The 19,581-nt window shown below is 38.3% G+C and carries 13 protein-coding genes; 7 read left to right on the forward strand and 6 right to left on the reverse strand.

Features of this window, described 5'->3' with window-relative positions; genetic code table 11:
- Positions 1-25 precede the first annotated feature (25 nt).
- From ASG21_RS18015 to ASG21_RS18035, 5 genes are all read right to left on the reverse strand, one after another.
- Positions 26-3,832 (reverse strand): Ig-like domain-containing protein, encoded by a 3,807-nt coding sequence (locus ASG21_RS18015; protein WP_056083998.1) that lies wholly within the window; start codon positions 3,830-3,832, stop codon positions 26-28.
- 52 nt (positions 3,833-3,884) lie between these two features.
- Positions 3,885-4,541, reverse strand: a complete 657-nt coding sequence (locus ASG21_RS18020; RefSeq protein WP_128414356.1) for a hypothetical protein — start codon at positions 4,539-4,541, stop codon at positions 3,885-3,887.
- Between the two features lie 163 nt (positions 4,542-4,704).
- Positions 4,705-5,880, reverse strand: a complete 1,176-nt coding sequence (locus ASG21_RS18025) for a hypothetical protein (protein WP_128414357.1) — start codon at positions 5,878-5,880, stop codon at positions 4,705-4,707.
- 30 nt (positions 5,881-5,910) lie between these two features.
- Positions 5,911-6,726, reverse strand: coding sequence for a hypothetical protein (locus tag ASG21_RS18030; protein WP_056084010.1), 816 nt, complete (start codon positions 6,724-6,726; stop codon positions 5,911-5,913).
- 75 nt (positions 6,727-6,801) lie between these two features.
- On the reverse strand, positions 6,802-6,987 hold the full coding sequence (locus ASG21_RS18035; RefSeq protein ID WP_056084013.1) for a hypothetical protein: 186 nt from the start codon (positions 6,985-6,987) through the stop codon (positions 6,802-6,804).
- Between the two features lie 651 nt (positions 6,988-7,638).
- On the opposite strand from ASG21_RS18035, the gene rpoB reads away from it, so the two are divergent.
- The 3 genes from rpoB to ASG21_RS18050 all read left to right on the forward strand — a co-directional run bounded on the left by rpoB (position 7,639) and on the right by ASG21_RS18050 (position 16,211).
- Positions 7,639-11,457 (forward strand): DNA-directed RNA polymerase subunit beta, encoded by a 3,819-nt coding sequence (gene rpoB / locus ASG21_RS18040; protein ID WP_056084016.1) that lies wholly within the window; start codon positions 7,639-7,641, stop codon positions 11,455-11,457.
- A gap of 96 nt (positions 11,458-11,553) precedes the next feature.
- A complete protein-coding gene (gene rpoC / locus ASG21_RS18045; RefSeq protein WP_056084019.1) occupies positions 11,554-15,819 on the forward strand; it encodes a DNA-directed RNA polymerase subunit beta' in 4,266 nt (1,421 codons plus the stop codon).
- Positions 15,820-15,905: 86 nt separating this feature from the next.
- A complete protein-coding gene (locus tag ASG21_RS18050) occupies positions 15,906-16,211 on the forward strand; it encodes a DUF3467 domain-containing protein (RefSeq protein WP_056084768.1) in 306 nt (101 codons plus the stop codon).
- Positions 16,212-16,756: 545 nt separating this feature from the next.
- Here ASG21_RS18050 and ASG21_RS20260 read toward each other — a convergent pair.
- Positions 16,757-16,930 (reverse strand): hypothetical protein, encoded by a 174-nt coding sequence (locus ASG21_RS20260; RefSeq protein ID WP_157844539.1) that lies wholly within the window; start codon positions 16,928-16,930, stop codon positions 16,757-16,759.
- Positions 16,931-17,035: 105 nt separating this feature from the next.
- Here ASG21_RS20260 and ASG21_RS18055 point away from each other — a divergent pair, with 105 nt between their 5' ends.
- From ASG21_RS18055 to ASG21_RS18070, 4 genes are all read left to right on the forward strand, one after another.
- Positions 17,036-17,686 (forward strand): Crp/Fnr family transcriptional regulator, encoded by a 651-nt coding sequence (locus tag ASG21_RS18055; protein WP_056084022.1) that lies wholly within the window; start codon positions 17,036-17,038, stop codon positions 17,684-17,686.
- 124 nt (positions 17,687-17,810) lie between these two features.
- On the forward strand, positions 17,811-18,653 hold the full coding sequence (locus tag ASG21_RS18060) for a DUF5777 family beta-barrel protein (RefSeq protein ID WP_056084025.1): 843 nt from the start codon (positions 17,811-17,813) through the stop codon (positions 18,651-18,653).
- A 1-nt stretch (position 18,654) separates the two neighbouring features.
- The gene (locus ASG21_RS18065; RefSeq protein WP_082482469.1) at positions 18,655-18,996 is read left to right on the forward strand and encodes a hypothetical protein; all 342 of its coding nucleotides are present in this window, start codon (positions 18,655-18,657) and stop codon (positions 18,994-18,996) included.
- A gap of 12 nt (positions 18,997-19,008) precedes the next feature.
- Positions 19,009-19,554 carry a YceI family protein gene (locus ASG21_RS18070; RefSeq protein WP_056084030.1) on the forward strand — a complete coding sequence of 182 codons (546 nt, stop codon included), beginning with the start codon at positions 19,009-19,011 and terminating at the stop codon, positions 19,552-19,554.
- Positions 19,555-19,581 lie beyond the last annotated feature (27 nt).

Below are 19,581 nucleotides of genomic sequence, written 5' to 3' on the forward strand. Positions count from 1 at the left end.
TTAAATTAATGTTAAACTTAAATTGTTAAAAATCCGGACAAGCCTGTGTGCTGTAGCATTGCCATCCGTTTGCCGCTCCTGTATACACTTTCAGACAGTTTACACCGTTGTCATACATGATCATTCCTTCTACATAATTCGCTGCAGGAATTGCAGCTGTAGGTGGAGTAGGTGGAGTAGCAGGGTTGCCATCTTCGTCAACAAAAGTTGTTCTGTTAATTACTAAACCTTTGGTTTTGGCTTCAAGTACCGTCCATGCTCCCTGTCTTACTGTCGGCCATTCTGTACTTCCTGATCCGGCTCTGTTAAGTGCGGTGATACCATGCTTCGAAGGAAGGTTTTTAACAGCTGTCGTGATTGGTTCTTTATAACAGTAACCAGGCAGATCCAGTGAAGTGAGGTACAACGATGCAGTAGAGCAAGCTGGTGTAGGCGTGGCACTGTTACAGGTTGTATACGGAATTACATACGTGCCCACAAATGTTGGAAGCGGTAAGAATGTATAAGCTCCTGTTGAACTTACAGTAATTGTACCCACTCCCGGAACCAATATTCCTGCGCCTGTTGGTGCGGCAGCTGTTCCATTGATTGTTACGCTCGTTACAGACAGTGTTCCTGTACCTGTTGAGGTATCGTTGGTGAGCATATTTCCACTTGCTGAAACACCTTTCACTGTTGCTTTGGCATCGTCATTTGCAAAAACCACCGGTGGAGCCGTTGCTGCTTTTACTTCAATGTTTACAACAGCAGTATCTGTTCCTCCGTTACCATCACTGATCGTATAGGTAATAGGGTTTACAGTTCCTACGAAACCTGCAGCCGGAACAAATGTATAATTTCCTGCTGTGGTACCTGTTCCTGTCAGAGCAAATGTACCTGCAGTAACTGTTGCACCTGATGAATTTATTCCTGTTACAGTTACAGGTGTTCCCGCATTTCCAATTGTTGTGCTTCCTTGAGTTGCACCTGTTACAGTAATTGTGTTTCCAGCATTAGGGTCGCTGTCATTTCCTAAAACATTTGAAGTTAAAGTTACACCCGATTTAGTTACTCCCGTATCGTTTAATGCTATCGGCGCATCATTCGCTGTTGGGTTCGTAACCGGAATCACCTGAATTTCCAGTGATGCAGTATCACTTCCTCCAACCGCATTGGCTGCGGTATAATTTAACGGCACTGTACCTGTAAATCCTGTAGCAGGAATGAAACGGTATTCACCAGTTGAATACACACGGATAGTACCTGCAAGAGTACCTGTTGAAGTGTAAATTGAAGTTGGTGTACCAGTTCCTGGTGCTGTTGTAATTACTGGTAAGTTTGCTAAAGTTCCCGCTGTAGAAGTGTAGAATTGTGCTGATGTCAATGTTACAGCACCCTCTCCGCTTACATCATTGGTAAGTAAGAAACCTGCAACCGCAATATTCACTGGTGTTTGGTTGATATCATTTTTTGCATCGATGTAGCAAGGGCTTTGATTAGCTATTAATGCTGTACCTACTCCCTGACCGTTTCCTGCCAAAGGCGGAATTCCCAGATTTGCTCCGGTTTGACCAACCGGGCCAGGTAAATTTGCGTTAGCAGCAGAAGATCCAGTACCTACAGTTACAGTTCCGCCGGCGGTTGTGAGCTGAGAACTTGCAATTGTTGCACCACCTTCAATGGCATCCAGACATCCATCATTATCAGAATCTAAATCCAGATAATTTGGTATGCCGTCTCCATCAGTATCTGTACCAGATGTAGGACAACCAGATGTAGAAACAAGTCTGAAAAGTAAAACCCCTCCTAAAACTGCATTTGGATTGGTTAAAGTGTAAGTGATTGATTGTGTTCCGGCAGTTCCTGTGAATGATGCTACAGTATTTGTAATACCATCATTTTCTGAGCTTCCTGGAAATGCATTGGTGTCAGTAGAATATGTGCCGTTTGAATTGGTTATAGCAGTGTTGAACACGGTTGTCCATCCGTTTGAAATAATAATTCCGCTATCATTAGATGTACCACCATAGGCGAGCAACAAATTGTTTTGCGCCAGAGTACCTGTAGGTTGAGTTGTAGATGCCATTGGTGCATTTACTGTAACTGATCCCGGATAGTTACTGGTATTGTCGAAACCTGAATATCCTGCATTTTCTATATTCACAACGTTGTCATACACTAAAACATTCGCAACAAATTCATCTCCAGTGTTTATGGGATTAGCAAAGGTAGTAAGACTTATAGTTTGAGCGCCGGCAGGAATGCTGGAATCAGGCAAAACATAAACATATTGAGATCTGCTCAGTCTTGCAGTGGAACCCGAACCTCCAGTAGCACCATGAAATGCATAGCTAAACTGCTGTTTAGTCATGGCTGTTCCTCCATAAGAAACATTAGGCATGTTGGCAATTCCTCCAGCCTGATATATTGCAGATTCCCAGTTATCTGCATAAGGTGTAGGTGTATGATCTCTCTCTACGCTGAGTAATAATACCACCATTCTTTTGCCAGAACCTGTAATTGGGGTTTCGAATGAGATCGTTGGTTTTCCTGCAGCACCACTTCCAGTCGCTGTAAATTGCTGAGATTTAATCAAATTTGGAGTTGATTGGCAAAAGCCTTCAGCATAATTTTGTATTCCGTCGTTATCATTATCAAGATCGTAGAAATTAGTGATGCCGTCACCATCGCTGTCTAAATCTGCAATTGTAACAGTGTGACCGCATGTCGTTGTACTGTTATTGAGGCGAATGGTTAGCTGTCTTGTTCCGGGAGCTCCGTTTCCTGTATAAGTAACGGGAACGTCAATAAAGGTTGTGGAAGATGTTACATTTACGGTCGCAGAAGTAGATTGGAAATCAGGTCCTGAAACGTTAAGAGTGTAAGTTCTTCCTGTAATTGATGATATTACATTTGAAATTGGAACTCGTAAAATCTTTGTAATAGGTACTCCTGCATTAAGTGGAGTGGCTGCATTTGCTCCAGTAAAGGTTGAAGTACCACAGGTTAAGACGAATGGCGTAAAATAGTCTGCTGAAGCCAAATCTCCGTTACCCCCTCCTATTGTACCTCCACTTGGTCCTGTGTACGTTGTTACAAAACTTAATAAACCATTTGAGAGGTCAATGCTTCTAATCTGAACCGTGTTGGTCGTAGCATTTGTAGCCAAATAAATTTTACCATTAAAATACGCTACGCCAACAGCGCTACCTGGCATTGCTTGTGAACTGGTATCAACTTGTAAAAACTGAGTTGCCACAAGTGTACTCAGGTTCATTTTGTACAGATATGTATTGCCTCCCGAACTAACCAGCTGAAAGGCATTGTTCTCGTAGTCAAAACATATATCAGCTCCTACAAAAGTTCCATTAGTAAATGTAGTATCTCCTGTAAAAGTAATAGGCGTGGAACTTGGATTTGGAAAAATTCTGTAAAGATTTCGACCCGACTGACCATAAGTAATACCAAAATAGGGACCAGGAGTATTGTTTGTTCCTAAGCCTCCGACTCCTAAAGGGAGATTTGATTGGGTATCCGAACCATTTTTAAAAATAGAATTTCCTGCTCCGGTACTTGCTGAAAAAAAAGATAATGATCCACCGCCGGATATTGATGTGTCGAATCCGACAGCTAAGCTGCTCATATTTGTTGCAGGAGTTGCAAATATAGCATTTTCTGTTGGCAAAGTTCCTGTAGAATTCCCGTTATTAAGAGTAGTAATGTCGTATGCTCTACCTGCATTTCCAGATGTGTAATACAGTTTAACTGTCGTTGGAGCCTGAGCAATTGCACTTACGCTTATAAGCGCTGTCGCAGCAATCGCCAGACATTTTTTTATAAATTTAAAATTCATTTTAGTTAGTTTTTACGTTAAATTTTTTTTATTTTAAAAAATAAAATATAGGTTAACATAAAACTGGGGGAGGTCTTACGGATAAGACTTTTGTGAAACCAAATTTTTTGCTTTGGCTGTTGTAATCGAATATTTTTTTCTCCTGCAGATAGTTGAATGTTCTGATCAGGATCAAATATTGTTTTTCTGATATTGTCTTTTGAAAATCCTGGGTAGGTGAAGGTTTGATGAAATTCGGCTTCAGAGATCCTCCCAAATGAGCAAACTGTTCCGAAGAATGAGTTTTTATATTGTCCTCTAAATTATATTTTACCTTTGAAATTGTTGCGTTTATTTTTTTGTCAACAGATTTCTTTACCTCTTCAAGCTTTTTTTTCTGGGCTATTTTTGCCTCTTCAGCAAAAGTTATTTTTTTTGACTGATTTTTAATAATAAGTTTTGAACCTATCTTTTTTATGCTTAGAAGACTTTGTTGATCATTGTGAATCTCTATCTTTTGAGATGCTACCTGAGCATTGAATAATTCATCGGAAGAATGTACCGATGCATTTCCCTTTAAAAAAATTCCTACCTGTTCGGGCTTGCCAGTTCCAAAATCTACCTGTGCATTTAATTTAGTGCCGAAAAGTGAAAAAACGAAAAAGAGCATCGCCCAGAACGGGAAACGCTTTACGGTAAAAACCATCGGAAGGCAAAGGGAATTAGCCAAGGTTATTAGTTTTTTAATTTTTTCAATAGTGTTATGCAAATATAATTATATTTTTCAATAATATTCACTAATAAATTTATATTATTAAACTAAATCATTAAATTTTATTAATATTTTAATTAATTTGTGATTTTCTGCTAAAAATTTGTAGAAATTGTAATATTTATGGGTGTAAATCCTGAAATTTGGCTTTTTCTGTCTCCGGCTTACCAAAAATCTTCTGAAAAATCTGCTTTCCATAGCTGTAAATTATATAGTAAAACAACGTTACTGAAAAATATTTTACATCAAATTCTATTTTATGCCAATCACCAACAATAAATTGTCTGATTAATCCCCAAACGTAAAAAGGGTAATCTAAAATCGCGGCATAATTATATCTGATTTCGTAATAAGAAAAAGAGATCACGAAAAACAGATTAAAGACTCCATAAAGAAATAGGAAATAATGGATGTAGTTTTTTGAGTTGAAAAAGGAAAAAGGATGCTTAAGAAAGTCATTCACTTTTTTACCTGATTTGTCCAGTAAGTTAGCTACTCCTGTCAAGTCGCTTAGTAGCCAATATCCATCTGATCTTATAAAAGGAAGTATCTGAATAAAACACATATAGACCAATACTTTACTGAATGCAACAAAAAAATCATTCCCAGTGTAAGTTCCGGCGATGTAAAATACCAGCACAAACCAAAGCTGCATGTAAATACCTGCAAGATTTGCAATTACTTTCTGTTGTTTTGTTGCATGCCACACTGCACTGATGTTGGAGTAGAAAACCGGATAAAGGATATAAATTCCAAAACCGATGCCCCCATTCTTGTCTGTAAATCTTCTGCAAGCCGCCACATGACCGAACTCGTGAAATAGAATTGTTACAAAATAAAGAGCAAAGGTATAAATAATTGATACTGAAAAATTTCCATTATTGTTTGTGCTTGCATCAAAAAAGATATTATAAACTGAAAATATAGTAAGTGAAGAAAACGCAATCCAGAATAATGGCGGATAAAATAAAAAACTGATAAGTTGAGATATTGTACCGGCTGTTTTTTCAGGAATTAGAATTTTTTCAAACAGGAGAAAACTCTTCTTTTTGTTATTTAAATCAAATTTCTTTAAAAGTTCTGTACTGTAATATGTGAAATCTTCCTCAGAATGAACCTCTTGGGTGTATTCATTGTAAAGATCTGTGGCCTGAGAATAATTTTTAGCCCGAGCGAGTGCGAGCATGACGGTTTTTACTTCTTCGTCGATATCGAAAAAGCTGTTGTCGATTTCCATTACATAATTACCATTTTTCGTTTTGGTAAAAACAGGCTGGGCACCAAGCAGATTCATCATCAAATAAGTTTTGAATTTTCTGTGATTGCGTTACTTCGTAATTTTGTTAACAAGTTTGATGCTCTCGTTTACTTCCTCAATAATTTGGTTTAACCAGATTTTAAGTTCAGGGAAATCAATTTTTTTAGAATTCAGCAACGCTTTCTTGTATTGATCTAATGCATAAAGACTGTATTTTTCACACAATCCCGATGCGTAAAAAATGCGTTCTTCAAAACGGTCCAGATTTTCATCATTGACTAAATTTTCATCAGCAATGATTTTTCTTACATCGCTGTGAAGTAAATTCCACTGTCCGGAAGCCAGATCTTTAGCAAAATCATCAATATCATCCATCATCTGCATTCCGTTAAAAATACAGGTGAAAATATTTTTAATGTCATCATATCTGGCCTGAGCTTCGAAAAGCCAGTTCATTCCTCTAATGGGAACCAATGCAAGGTTATGCTTGTTGTAAGACATTTCTTCAAAATCAGAAATTTCCAAAACTGGTTTTCTGATGTTGTTATATTTTTCTTTGGTAATGTAGGAGTAATACAGTTTTTCTTCTACAGCAAGATAATCCCAAAACTGATGATCAGTAGGAAATATTTGTAGTAGAGAAAAGATCGCATTTTTGTAATGTTGGTTGGATTGGGCAAAAATGTTCTCGCTGTTTTCTACCTGAGAAACCCAATCGATATCGTTGTCAATTATTCCATCCTGTAAAAAAACAAAATTCCTGTATTCTTTTACCCCATTTTGAAATGTGGAGAATACGCTTTTGTTATCTATTTTGTACCCTGTAGATATGATGAGTAGGAGATTTTGAAAAAGGTAAAAACCTATGCTGTTTTCATTTTTCATCTTATGGAGGAGGATTGGTTAAAAATAGAAAAAACGAGCCCTGAAGCTCGCTTTTCTTTTTAGCTTATGAAAGTTCTACCAACCTCCACCGCTACCGTTTCCACCACCGTTTCCTGGATTCGTTGGAGGAGTTGTAGGAGGAGTTGTCGGTCCACATGGTGGCTGTGGATTGCAATTCTTAATTGTGTAGAAAGTGAACTCTTTTCTCTCTTCAAGCTGCTCGATCTTAAGACCAGCTAATTTTTCTTTTAAATTTTTCATTGGTATGATGTTTTTAAGTTTTAAAATACGATTGGTGTATTTTTTTAACTTGATGCAAATATAAATACTTTATGTAATATAAAACCAAAAAATATTCATGTTTTTATTAATTTTACTTAATTTATTTTTTTAATAATATTTTAATAATTTAAATTTTAATATCACTCGCAGTTTGGTACGTAATTTATTTTAATATTTTATGTGAAATTCGTTACTTTATTCAACTTTGGATTCGACGCTGTTGTGGGTTTGTCTTCATTGTAGCCAATGTTTAAGTCATTGATTTTTAATGATTCTTTGTGTATTCCGAAATTAAATTGTAATTTTGCAGTCACTTTTGGCGCAAAAATTTGTATAAAAATTTCTAAAATACTCTATATCAGCTCTTTCATGTCTTTTTGAAAGAGGTTTTGCTATGTTTATTTTAAAAATATTTGGCATTTCTGCCTCAAAAGTCCTTAAAAATATTTTGCATTACGCTGTGAAAAGATATACCAGCGTTGCAGTTAGAAAGATCTAGATGTAGTTTAAAGTATTGAGGTTCTTACTGTTTGCGCCAAAAAACACTTTTACCTTTTTATTTTACTGTGCTTCTTCTCTTTCTGATATTTTTTCTAATCAAAATATTTTTTAACCTTTCTTAAAAGTTTTATGAGTAAAACAACAGCTACAACTCAGGAGAAAAGAATTAATTTCTCGTCAGCGAAAGGGAAAATCGTAACGCCTGACTTTTTGGATATCCAGATTGAGTCGTTTACAGAATTTTTCCAGCTGGACACACTTCCTGAAGACAGAACAGACGAAGGTTTGTATAAGACTTTCCAGGAGAATTTTCCTATTACAGACTCCAGAAATCAATTCGTTTTAGAATTTATTGATTATCTGGTAGATTCACCACGTTACTCAATCGATGAGTGTGTGGAAAGAGGGCTGACGTATTCAGTACCTTTGAAAGCAAGACTTAAATTGTACTGTACAGACCCGGAACATGAAGATTTCCAGACTGTTGTGCAGGATGTTTATTTAGGTCCGGTTCCTTATATGACTCCGAGTGGATCTTTCATCATCAATGGTGCTGAAAGGGTTATCGTTACGCAGCTTCACCGTTCACCTGGTGTATTCTTCGGACAGACTTACCACGCAAACGGAACGAAATTATACTATTCAAGAATTATCCCTTTCAAAGGATCTTGGATGGAATTTACAACCGATATCAACAGCGTAATGTACGCGTATATCGACCGTAAGAAAAAATTACCTTTAACTACATTATTAAGAGCAATCGGTTATGAATCTGATAAAGATATTCTTCAGATTTTCGACCTTGCAGAAGAAGTGAAAGTTTCTAAAGCTGCCCTTAAGAAAGTAGAAGGAAGAACTTTGGCTGCGAGAGTATTGAACACATGGTTCGAAGATTTCGTAGACGAAGACACCGGTGAAGTTGTTTCTATCGAAAGAAACGAAATCATCTTAGACAGAGAAACTATTCTTGAAAAAGAACATTTAGATCTTATTTTGGATGCTGGTGTGAAATCTATTTTGATTCACAAAGAAAATTCAAACGAATTCTCTATCATCCAGAATACATTGCAGAAAGACCCTACCAATTCAGAAAAAGAAGCGGTAGAATATATTTACCGTCAGCTTAGAAATGCAGATCCGCCAGATGAGGAAACTGCAAGAGGAATTATCGAAAAATTATTCTTCTCTGAGCAGAGATATTCATTAGGTGAAGTAGGACGTTACAGATTAAACAAAAAGTTAGGTCTTAATATCCCAACTACTACTGAGGTTCTTACAAAAGAAGATATCATTGCGATTGTAAGACACTTAATTGAATTGGTAAACTCCAAAGCTGAGGTTGATGATATTGACCACTTATCAAACAGAAGAATTAAAACTGTTGGTGAGCAGTTGGCAGGACAGTTCGGTGTAGGTCTTTCAAGAATTGCAAGAACGATTAAGGAGAGAATGAACGTTAGAGATAACGAAATCTTTACTCCGCTTGATCTTGTTAATGCTAAAACTTTAACATCAGTAATTAACTCATTCTTTGGTACCAACCAGCTTTCTCAGTTCATGGACCAAACCAACCCGCTATCAGAAATCACGCACAAGCGTAGACTTTCTGCCCTGGGACCTGGTGGTTTATCAAGAGAAAGAGCAGGTTTCGAGGTACGTGACGTTCACCATACTCACTATGGTAGAATTTGTCCTATCGAAACTCCTGAAGGACCAAACATTGGTTTGATTTCATCTTTAGGTATTTATGCTAAAATCAACAGACTTGGTTTCATCGAAACTCCGTACAGAAAAGTAGAAGCTGGTAAAGTAGCATTAAACGATGCACCGGTTTACTTAAATGCAGAAGATGAAGAAGATAAAGTAATTGCACAGGCAAACGTAGAATTGGATGACAGCGGAGCGTTCCTTACAGACAGAATTATTGCCCGTCTTGACGGTGATTATCCTGTAGTAGAGCCTTCTGAAGTTAACTTAATCGACGTTGCGCCAAACCAGATTTCCGGTATTTCAGCTTCATTGATTCCGTTCCTGGAACATGATGATGCGAACCGTGCATTGATGGGATCCAACATGATGCGTCAGGCAGTTCCGTTGTTGAAGCCACAGGCTCCAATCGTTGGTACAGGGCTTGAGCAGCAGGTTGCAAGAGATTCAAGAATTTTGATCAATGCTGAAGGTACAGGTACTGTAGAGTATGTAGATGCTGACAGAATCGTAATCAAATATGACAGAAGCGAAGACGAAGATTTAGTACAGTTTGAGTCTGCTACTAAAACATATAAACTGACTAAATTCAGAAAAACCAACCAAAGTACTACCATTACATTAAGACCAAACGTAAGAGTAGGTGATGTGGTACAGAAAGGTCAGGTTCTTTGCGACGGTTACGCAACCGAAGACGGAGAATTGGCTTTAGGTAGAAACTTAGTGGTAGCCTTCATGCCTTGGAAAGGATACAACTTTGAGGATGCAATTGTAATCAACGAAAAAGTTGTGCGTGAAGACTGGTTTACTTCAATCCACGTGGATGAGTATTCTCTTGAAGTTCGTGATACCAAATTAGGTATGGAAGAACTGACAGCAGATATTCCAAACGTATCTGAAGAAGCTACAAAAGATCTTGATGAGAACGGAATGATCAGAATCGGTGCTGAAGTGAAGCCTGGTGATATCATGATCGGTAAGATTACTCCAAAAGGAGAATCAGATCCTACTCCGGAAGAAAAACTTCTTAGAGCAATCTTTGGTGACAAAGCCGGTGATGTGAAAGATGCTTCATTAAAAGCAGATTCATCATTAAGAGGTGTTGTAATCAATAAAAAGCTGTTCTCAAGAAACATCAAAGACAAAAAGAAGAGAACTGAAGAAAAACTGAAGCTTGAAGAGATTGAAAATACTTACAAAGCAAGGTTTGACGAGTTGAGAAATACTTTAATTGAAAAATTAAATACACTTGTCGGAGGTAAAACTTCTCAGGGAGTAACCAACGACTTGGATGAAGAAATCATTGGTAAAGGAACTAAATTTACCCTGAAACTTCTTCAGTCCGTAGAAGATTATGTAAACGTCAGCGGTTCAGACTGGACGGTTGATAACGATAAGAATGAACTGATCAAACAGTTGATTCACAACTACAAAATCAAATTCAACGATATCCAAGGGGTTAAAAACCGTGAGAAATTTGCAATTTCTATCGGTGATGAACTTCCGGCAGGTATCATGAAACTGGCTAAAGTTTATATCGCTAAAAAACGTAAACTGAACGTTGGAGATAAAATGGCAGGTCGTCACGGTAACAAAGGTATCGTTTCGAGAATCGTCCGTCAGGAAGATATGCCGTTCCTTGAAGACGGAACACCGGTTGATATCGTATTGAATCCACTTGGGGTACCTTCACGTATGAACATCGGACAGATCTACGAAACAGTTCTTGGATGGGCTGGTCAGAAACTGGGAATGAAGTTCGCTACACCAATTTTCGACGGTGCTACTCTTGATCAGATCACTGAGTACACTGAGAAAGCAGGAGTTCCTAAATTCGGTCACACTTACCTTTATGATGGTGGTACAGGAGAGAGATTTACTCAGGCTGCGACAGTAGGTATTATCTATATGTTGAAACTTGGACACATGGTAGATGACAAAATGCACGCACGTTCTATCGGACCTTATTCACTGATTACTCAGCAGCCTTTAGGAGGTAAAGCTCAGTTTGGTGGACAGCGTTTCGGAGAGATGGAGGTTTGGGCTCTTGAAGCATTTGGTGCATCAAATATCCTGAGAGAAATCCTTACTGTGAAGTCGGATGACGTGATTGGTAGAGCAAAAACTTATGAAGCAATAGCAAAAGGAGAAGCAATGCCTGAACCAGGTATTCCGGAATCTTTCAACGTATTACTTCACGAGTTACAGGGTCTTGGATTAGACGTAAGATTGGAAGAGTAATAAGACAAGAGACGCATAGACATGAGAGAAGAGACAATTGTACAATCAAAGTCTCAAATCTCAAATCTCTTAATCTTTAAATCTAAAAATAAAAAAATGTCAAATAAAAATAAATCAAGTAGATTTAATAAAATAACCATCGGTTTAGCTTCTCCTGAGTCCATTTTACAGGACTCAAGAGGGGAGGTTTTAAAACCGGAAACCATTAACTACAGAACGCACAAGCCTGAAAGAGACGGTTTGTTCTGTGAAAAAATCTTCGGTCCTATCAAAGATTACGAATGTGCTTGTGGTAAATACAAGAGAATCCGTTACAAGGGGATCGTTTGTGACCGTTGTGGTGTAGAGGTTACGGAGAAAAAAGTACGTAGAGAAAGAATCGGACACATCGGTTTGGTTGTTCCTATCGCGCACATTTGGTATTTCCGTTCTTTACCAAACAAAATAGGTTACCTTTTGGGTATTCCTTCCAAGAAATTAGATATGATCATCTATTACGAGAGATATGTTGTTATTCAGCAGGGTATCGCTAAGAAATTAGATGGTTCTGATTTTGACGATAAGGAGTTCCTTACAGAAGAAGAATACCTTGATATCATGGAAACTCTTCCTGTAGAAAACCAGTATCTTGATGATTCAGATCCTAACAAATTCATCGCCAAAATGGGTGCTGAAGCTGTTGAGGAATTGTTAAAGAGAATCGATCTTGATGCTTTATCTTTCGATTTGAGACACAAAGCTCACAACGAAGGTTCAAAACAAAGAAGAACTGAAGCTCTGAAAAGATTGAACGTTGTAGAAGCACTGAGAGGTGCCAATACAAGAATGATCAACAGACCGGAGTGGATGATTATGCGTGTGCTTCCGGTTATCCCACCAGAATTGAGACCATTAGTTCCGTTGGATGGAGGACGTTTCGCAACTTCTGACTTAAATGACCTTTACAGAAGAGTAATTATCAGAAATAACCGTTTGAAGAGATTATTGGAGATCAAAGCTCCTGAAGTAATCCTGAGAAACGAGAAGCGTATGCTTCAGGAATCTGTAGATTCATTATTTGATAATACAAGAAAATCTTCTGCAGTAAAATCTGAATCAAACAGACCGTTGAAATCACTTTCAGATTCATTGAAAGGTAAACAGGGTCGTTTCCGTCAGAACTTATTGGGGAAAAGGGTAGATTACTCTGCGCGTTCGGTAATTGTTGTAGGTCCAAACTTACAGCTTCACGAATGTGGTATTCCTAAAGATATGGCAGCTGAGCTTTACAAACCGTTTATCATCAGAAAACTGATCGAAAGAGGAATTGTAAAAACAGTAAAATCTGCCAAAAGAATTATCGACAGAAAAGAACCTGTAGTTTATGATATCTTAGAAGGTGTAATGAAAGGTCACCCTGTTTTACTGAACAGAGCACCTACTTTGCACAGACTGGGTATTCAGGCTTTCCAGCCTAAGATGATCGAAGGTAAGGCAATCCAGTTACATCCATTAGTAACAACAGCATTCAACGCCGATTTTGATGGTGACCAGATGGCGGTACACTTACCGTTAGGCCCTGAGGCAATTTTGGAAGCTCAGTTATTGATGTTGGGTTCTCAGAACATTTTGAACCCTGCAAACGGTTCTCCAATTACGGTACCATCTCAGGACATGGTTCTTGGTCTGTATTTCATGACCAAAGAATTAAGCTCTACTGAAGATATGAAAGTATTGGGTGAAGGTCTTGCATTCTATTCTCCGGAAGAAGCAGAAATCGCTTATGCTGAAGGCAGAGTTTCATTGAACGCTAAAGTAAGATGTAGACTTCCAATTAAAGAAAACGGTGAAATCACTACGAAATTAACTGAAACTTCTGTTGGTAGAATCTTATTTAACCAGATCGTTCCTAAGCAGTCAGGATATATTAATGAACTTCTTACAAAGAAATCATTAAGAAATGTAATTGGTAAAGTACTTGCCGATACAGATTTCCCTACCACTGTGAAGTTCCTCGATGCAATGAAAGATCTAGGATATTCAAATGCATTCAAAGGAGGTCTTTCTTTCTCATTAGGTGACATCGTAGTTCCTGTTGAGAAAAAGAAAATGATCGCAACATCTATTGAAACTGTAGACGAGATCAGAGCCAACTACAACATGGGTCTTATCACAGATACGGAAAGATATAACCAGGTAATCGACGTTTGGACAAACACCAACGCCGGATTAACTGAAATGATCATGAGCAGAATGAAAGTTGACCAGGGTGGATTCAATTCTGTATACATGATGCTTGATTCTGGTGCGAGGGGTTCTAAAGAACAGATTCGTCAGTTATCAGGGATGAGAGGTTTGATGGCAAAACCGCAGAAAGCCGGTTCTACCGGAGCGGAAATTATCGAAAACCCGATTCTTGCAAACTTTAAGGAAGGTCTTTCGATCTTAGAATACTTTATCTCTACCCACGGTGCCCGTAAAGGTCTTGCGGATACCGCTCTTAAGACTGCCGATGCTGGTTACTTAACGAGAAGACTGGTAGACGTTGCACAGGATGTTATCGTAACAGAAACTGACTGTGGAACATTGAGAGGTACAGAAGTTACTGCACTGAAGAAAAATGACGAAATTGTTGAAAAAATCTCTGAAAGAATCTTAGGTAGAGTTTCATTGCATAATGTATACGATCCTGAGACAGACGAAATCATCGTTAATGCAGACGAAGTAATCAACGAAGCGTTAGCCAAGAAAGTCGAAGAGATTGGTCTTGAAGCTGTTGAAGTACGTTCACCATTAACCTGTGAGGCTAAAAAAGGTATCTGTGCTAAATGTTACGGTAGAAACCTTGCTACAGGGAAAACCATTCACATGGGTGAAGCTGTAGGGGTTATCGCTGCACAGTCCATCGGGGAACCGGGAACTCAGCTTACGTTGAGAACCTTCCACCAGGGTGGTGTATCTACCAACGTATCAGAAAATCCTGCAATTATCGCAAGAAGAGACGGTATCGTAGAATTGGATGAGGTAAGAACAATTACTTCTGAAGACGAAAACGGTAACACTGCTGAAGTAGTGGTATCACGTACTACAGAATTCAGATTGGTAACTGACAACGAGGCGAGAACTCCTCTTATGGTTGCCAACGTACCTTATGGTGCTATATTAGCTGTAAAACCAGGTGATAAAGTAAGCAAAGGTGATGTAATCTGTAAGTGGGACCCGTATAACGCGGTAATCATTGCTGAAACTGCCGGTAAGGTAGAATATGAAGACATCATCCAGGGTATTTCATTCCAGCTGGAGATTGACGAACAGACAGGATTTGAAGAGAAAGTAATCTCTGAATCAAGAAATAAGAAAGCTGTACCTACATTGAAGGTAGTAGATTCTAAAGGTGTTGAGCAGAAAGGCTACAACTTACCGGTAGGAGCCCACTTAATGGTAAATGACGGTGAAAAAATCAAGGCTGGTAAAGTCTTAATCAAAATCCCGAGAAAAGCTGCAAAGACAGGGGATATCACCGGAGGTCTTCCGAGAGTTACCGAATTATTCGAAGCAAGAAATCCATCAAATCCAGCTGTAGTAACAGAAATCGACGGTGTAGTTTCTTACGGAAAAATCAAGAGAGGTAACCGTGAATTGATCGTGGAAGCTAAAACTGGTGAGAGAAAAATTTATTTAGTTAAATTATCAAACCAGATCTTGGTACAGGAGAATGACTTCGTAAGAGCTGGTTCGCCACTTTCTGACGGTTCAGTTACTCCGGATGACATCCTGAAGATCAAAGGGCCAACTGCGGTTCAGGAATATTTAGTAAACGAAATCCAGGAAGTTTACCGTCTTCAGGGGGTAAAAATCGACGACAAACACTTCGAAATCATCGTAAGACAGATGATGACAAAAGTATCTATCGTTGATGGAGGTGATACTCAGTTCCTTGAAGGTGCGCTTGAGCACAAATACGACTTCCTTGAGGAGAACAACAGAGTATTTGGTCTTAAAGTAGTAACCGAAGCCGGAGATTCTAAAACTTTCCAGCCGGGACAGATGATTACTGCAAGAGAATTGAGAGACGAAAACTCTAAACTGAAGCGTGAAGATCAGGCTTTAGTTGAGGTTAGAGAAGCACTTCCTGCTACGGCAACGCCGGTATTGCAGGGGATTACAAGAGCAGCTCTACAGACCAAGTCGTTCATGTCTGCAGCATCGTTCCAGGAAACAACTAAAGTTCTGAACGAGGCAGCAGTTGCAGGTAAAGTAGACAGCCTGAACGGTCTTAAAGAAAATGTAATTGTAGGACACAGAATTCCTGCAGGTACAGGTCTTAAAGAGTATCAGAATGTAATCGTGGGTTCTAGAAAAGAATTCGAAGATCTTAACTAAAATTAATAATTTGAAATTTGAGGTTTGAAATTATTTTTATACTTTCACAATCTCAAATTTCAATTTTAAAAAATATAATTTATAAAATGGACAACAATCAAAATCCACAAGACGGAAACATCAACATCCAGTTAAACGAAATGGTAGCTTCAGGAGTTTACTGTAACCTTGCTTTAGTAAACCACTCTCCATCTGAGTTTGTAGTAGACTTCATCCAAATGATGCCAGGTGTACAGCAGGCAAACGTAAGATCAAGAGTAATCCTGGCTCCTCTTCACGCGAAGAGAGTTTTGGCTGCACTTCAGCAAAACATCACCAACTACGAGCAGCAGTTCGGAGAAATCAAGGAAGTTGAGCCTTTCGTATTAGGAGGAAACAACGTACAGGCATAAGATTTTTCTTATCAGATATAAAAGAATACCCCGGCGGAAGTTGGGGTATTTCTTTTTACTTACAACTCAGGTATTTTTTTATTTGGGCGCCAATTTCCGTCCTCCGTTCCCGCTTTTTTGTGCCACCGCTTTTTCCCTCGCTTACAAAAAGAGCTCCACTCAGGCCGGGGCGCGGGAGTCTGCTTTTTCCCCAACATCTCATAAAGTCCGAAGGGTTAAATTCGTATAACTTTAGGTGAACTATGGAAGCGACAGCACAAATAACCCGAAATGTTCAATTCGAATACCTTTAGGGTGAACTTATGGAAGCAAATCATTCACATCACACAAAACCCGCAGGGTTAAATTCAAATAGCCGTAGGTGAAACCTATGGTAATAAAATAATTCGCACTACAAAAGAACCCGAAGGGTTTAATTCGTATAGCTTTAGGTGAACTATGGAAGCAAAATCATTCACATCATTAAGAATCCACAGGGTTAAATTCGAATAGCTTTAGGTTTATCTATAGACGAAAAATTATTCCATCACAGAGCTCCTGAAAGATTAAATTCCAGCTTTAGGTGAACCTATGGGCGTAAAATCATTCGCATCACCAAAAACCCGCAGGGTTAAATTCAAATAGCCGTAGGTGAAACCTATGGTAATAAAATTATTCGCACTAAAAAGGGAACCCGAAGGGTTCAACAGTCTCCCGCCTCCCATTTTCCCGCCTCTCATCCAACATAAACTATTAAGAATCGTTCAAAATTACAATCCTACGAAAATAAATATCAAACGACAATTTCAATTTTATACCTTTGATTTCGTAATTATTCAAAAAATATGTTAGATAATCAGTTTATTGTTGATAAATTTGAGTTTTTAGGCTCAGAATTTTTAAAAGAAATCAGTAAACATGCTGTCATCACTGCAGTAAAAGCTAAAACTGAAATCGTAAGAGAAGGGCAGAAAAATAAATTTGTTCCGTTTCTCATTAAAGGTTCCGTCAGAGTTTTTACACTTAACGATGGCCGCGAACTTATATATTATTACGTTCGGGAAAACGACAGTTGTATGATGACTTTTTCCTCTATTTTCACAGATTACATCAGTCGGATTTATGCCGTTGCAGAAGAAGATTCGGAAGTTTTACTCATTCCGGTGTCCGTAATGCATGACTGGCTGCTCCGTTTTCCTGCCATCAACAAACTTTTTTTTCAGGAATACGACAAGCGATTTTCCGATGTGATGAACATGGTCAACGAAGCCGTTTTCCACAAACTCGACAAAAGAATCTTAAGCTACATCAAACAACAAATTACCATCACTGGAAATCATCCCATCAAACTTACCCACCGTGAAATCGCCACCAATCTCGGCACATCAAGAGAAGTCGTGAGCAGAGTAATGAAAAAAATTGAGAATGAAGGTGAGATTTCTCAAAGCAGAGAAGGCATCAGAATACCAGAATCTGTCGATGTTAGTGTTATCTAATAAATTTGTTTTAGTACTTTTATTATTCCGATTGATAAAAACAATATCATCGGTGACTTTTATCACCAAGTTTTAGAAAGAGAAGTCTCTAAGTTTGTCGTACTAATTTTAAACAAAAACGTGTATGACAAAAACTCTCTTATTTTTGTCGGTATTTTCTTCAGTTCTTGCTTTTTCTCAGGAAGATCTGCTCAAAGATATCGACACCATTTCAACCAACAGTACAACTTCTCCACCGGCTTTCAAAGCACTTCAGATCGTCACCGGACAATCGACCAAACTCACTGCAAAAAATGAATGGTATTTTGTAGTAGCACACCGTTTTGGAGATGTGAGTGAAGGTTTTAAAAACTTTTTCGGACTAGACGATGCTTCCACCAAACTCGGAGCAATTTATGGTTTAACAGACGGAATTTCTTTAAGCCTCTCCAGAGAAACGAATATGAAAACCTTTGAATTCGGAGCAAAATACAGGCTTCTGAAGCAGAGCGAAAACATTCCGGTAGATCTCGTAGGCTACAACGTGATGGCAATGAACACCGATCTGGATAAAGATACATATCCGCATCTGAAGTTTGGCGACAGGCTTTCGTACCTGACTCAGGCTTTGATTTCACGAAGATTTAATGAAAACTTTTCGCTGCAGCTGTCGCCGTCTTATGTTCACAAAAATCTCTATGAACCAACGGTTGAAAACGATAATCAATTTCTGACCGGATTGGGCGGACGGTACAAAATTTCCAAAAGAATCTCCATCAATGCAGAATATTTTGTGAATTTTGATAAGCACAGTTTCTACAAAAATCCTTTGTCTTTGGGAATGGATATTGAAACAGGAGGCCATGTTTTCCAGCTTTTATTCAGCAATTCACAGTTGAATTCTGACATTGGTTATCTCACCAACGCAACCGGAAAGTGGGAAAAAGGACAGATTTTCTTTGGGTTTAATCTTTACAGAGTATTTTAAAATGAAAAAAGTAATCTACACCGCATCGCTGATTTTTTTCATAACATCCTGTGAAAGCAGAACCTATGAAGAGATTTCAGACAATACGCCGATTACCAGTGTGGTAAAATACGGGTCAGATTTAAAACCGATTATGGACAGTAACTGTACAAGTTGCCATTCTGCGTCAGGTTTTAAACCTCTCAATAATTACAATTTGGTAAAAGAAAACATCGACATCATTATTAACCGTATTCAACGACCGGCGGGAGATCCTTTGAAAATGCCTCAGGGCGGATCTTTATCGCCAAATCAAATTAATCTTTTCGTGAAATGGAAAGCGGATGGTCTGATTGAAAACTAAAAATTATTTAAAATGAAAAATCTACTTTTAATATTGACTTCATTACTGCTGAGTAATCTTCTTTTGGCTCAAAAATACAGCTCTAAAACAGGAAAAGTCACCATCGAAGCATCAGTTCCGATGTTTGAAGATGTTTTTGCGCAGGATGACAGTAATGTTGTGGTTCTCAATGCTGATAACGGAGAAATGGCTTCAGTTTCGGTAGTCAAAAACTTTAAATTTAAAGTGAAACTGATGGAGGAGCACTTTAATGAGAGCTATGCCGAAACTGCGAAATATCCGAAGGCAACATTCAAAGGAAAAGTTGTAGCGTTTGATAAAACAAAACTGACTGCAAACCCTCAGAAAGTTACTGTTCAGGGCATATTAAACTTTCACGGTGTTGACAGAAATGTTTCTTCTGCCGCAACCATTTCTGCCAAAGACGGAAAGATTTACCTGAAAGGAAATTTTGTTGCAAAATCAGCCGATTTTAAAGTAACCATCCCGAAAATGGTGATGAAAAAAGTTGCTGAGAATGTAAACGTGGAATATAATTATACATTAGTAAAACAATGAGACGGTTAATTTTATTCGCATTTTTTT

The organism is Chryseobacterium sp. Leaf394, assembly GCF_001424105.1.
Classification (GTDB): domain Bacteria; phylum Bacteroidota; class Bacteroidia; order Flavobacteriales; family Weeksellaceae; genus Chryseobacterium.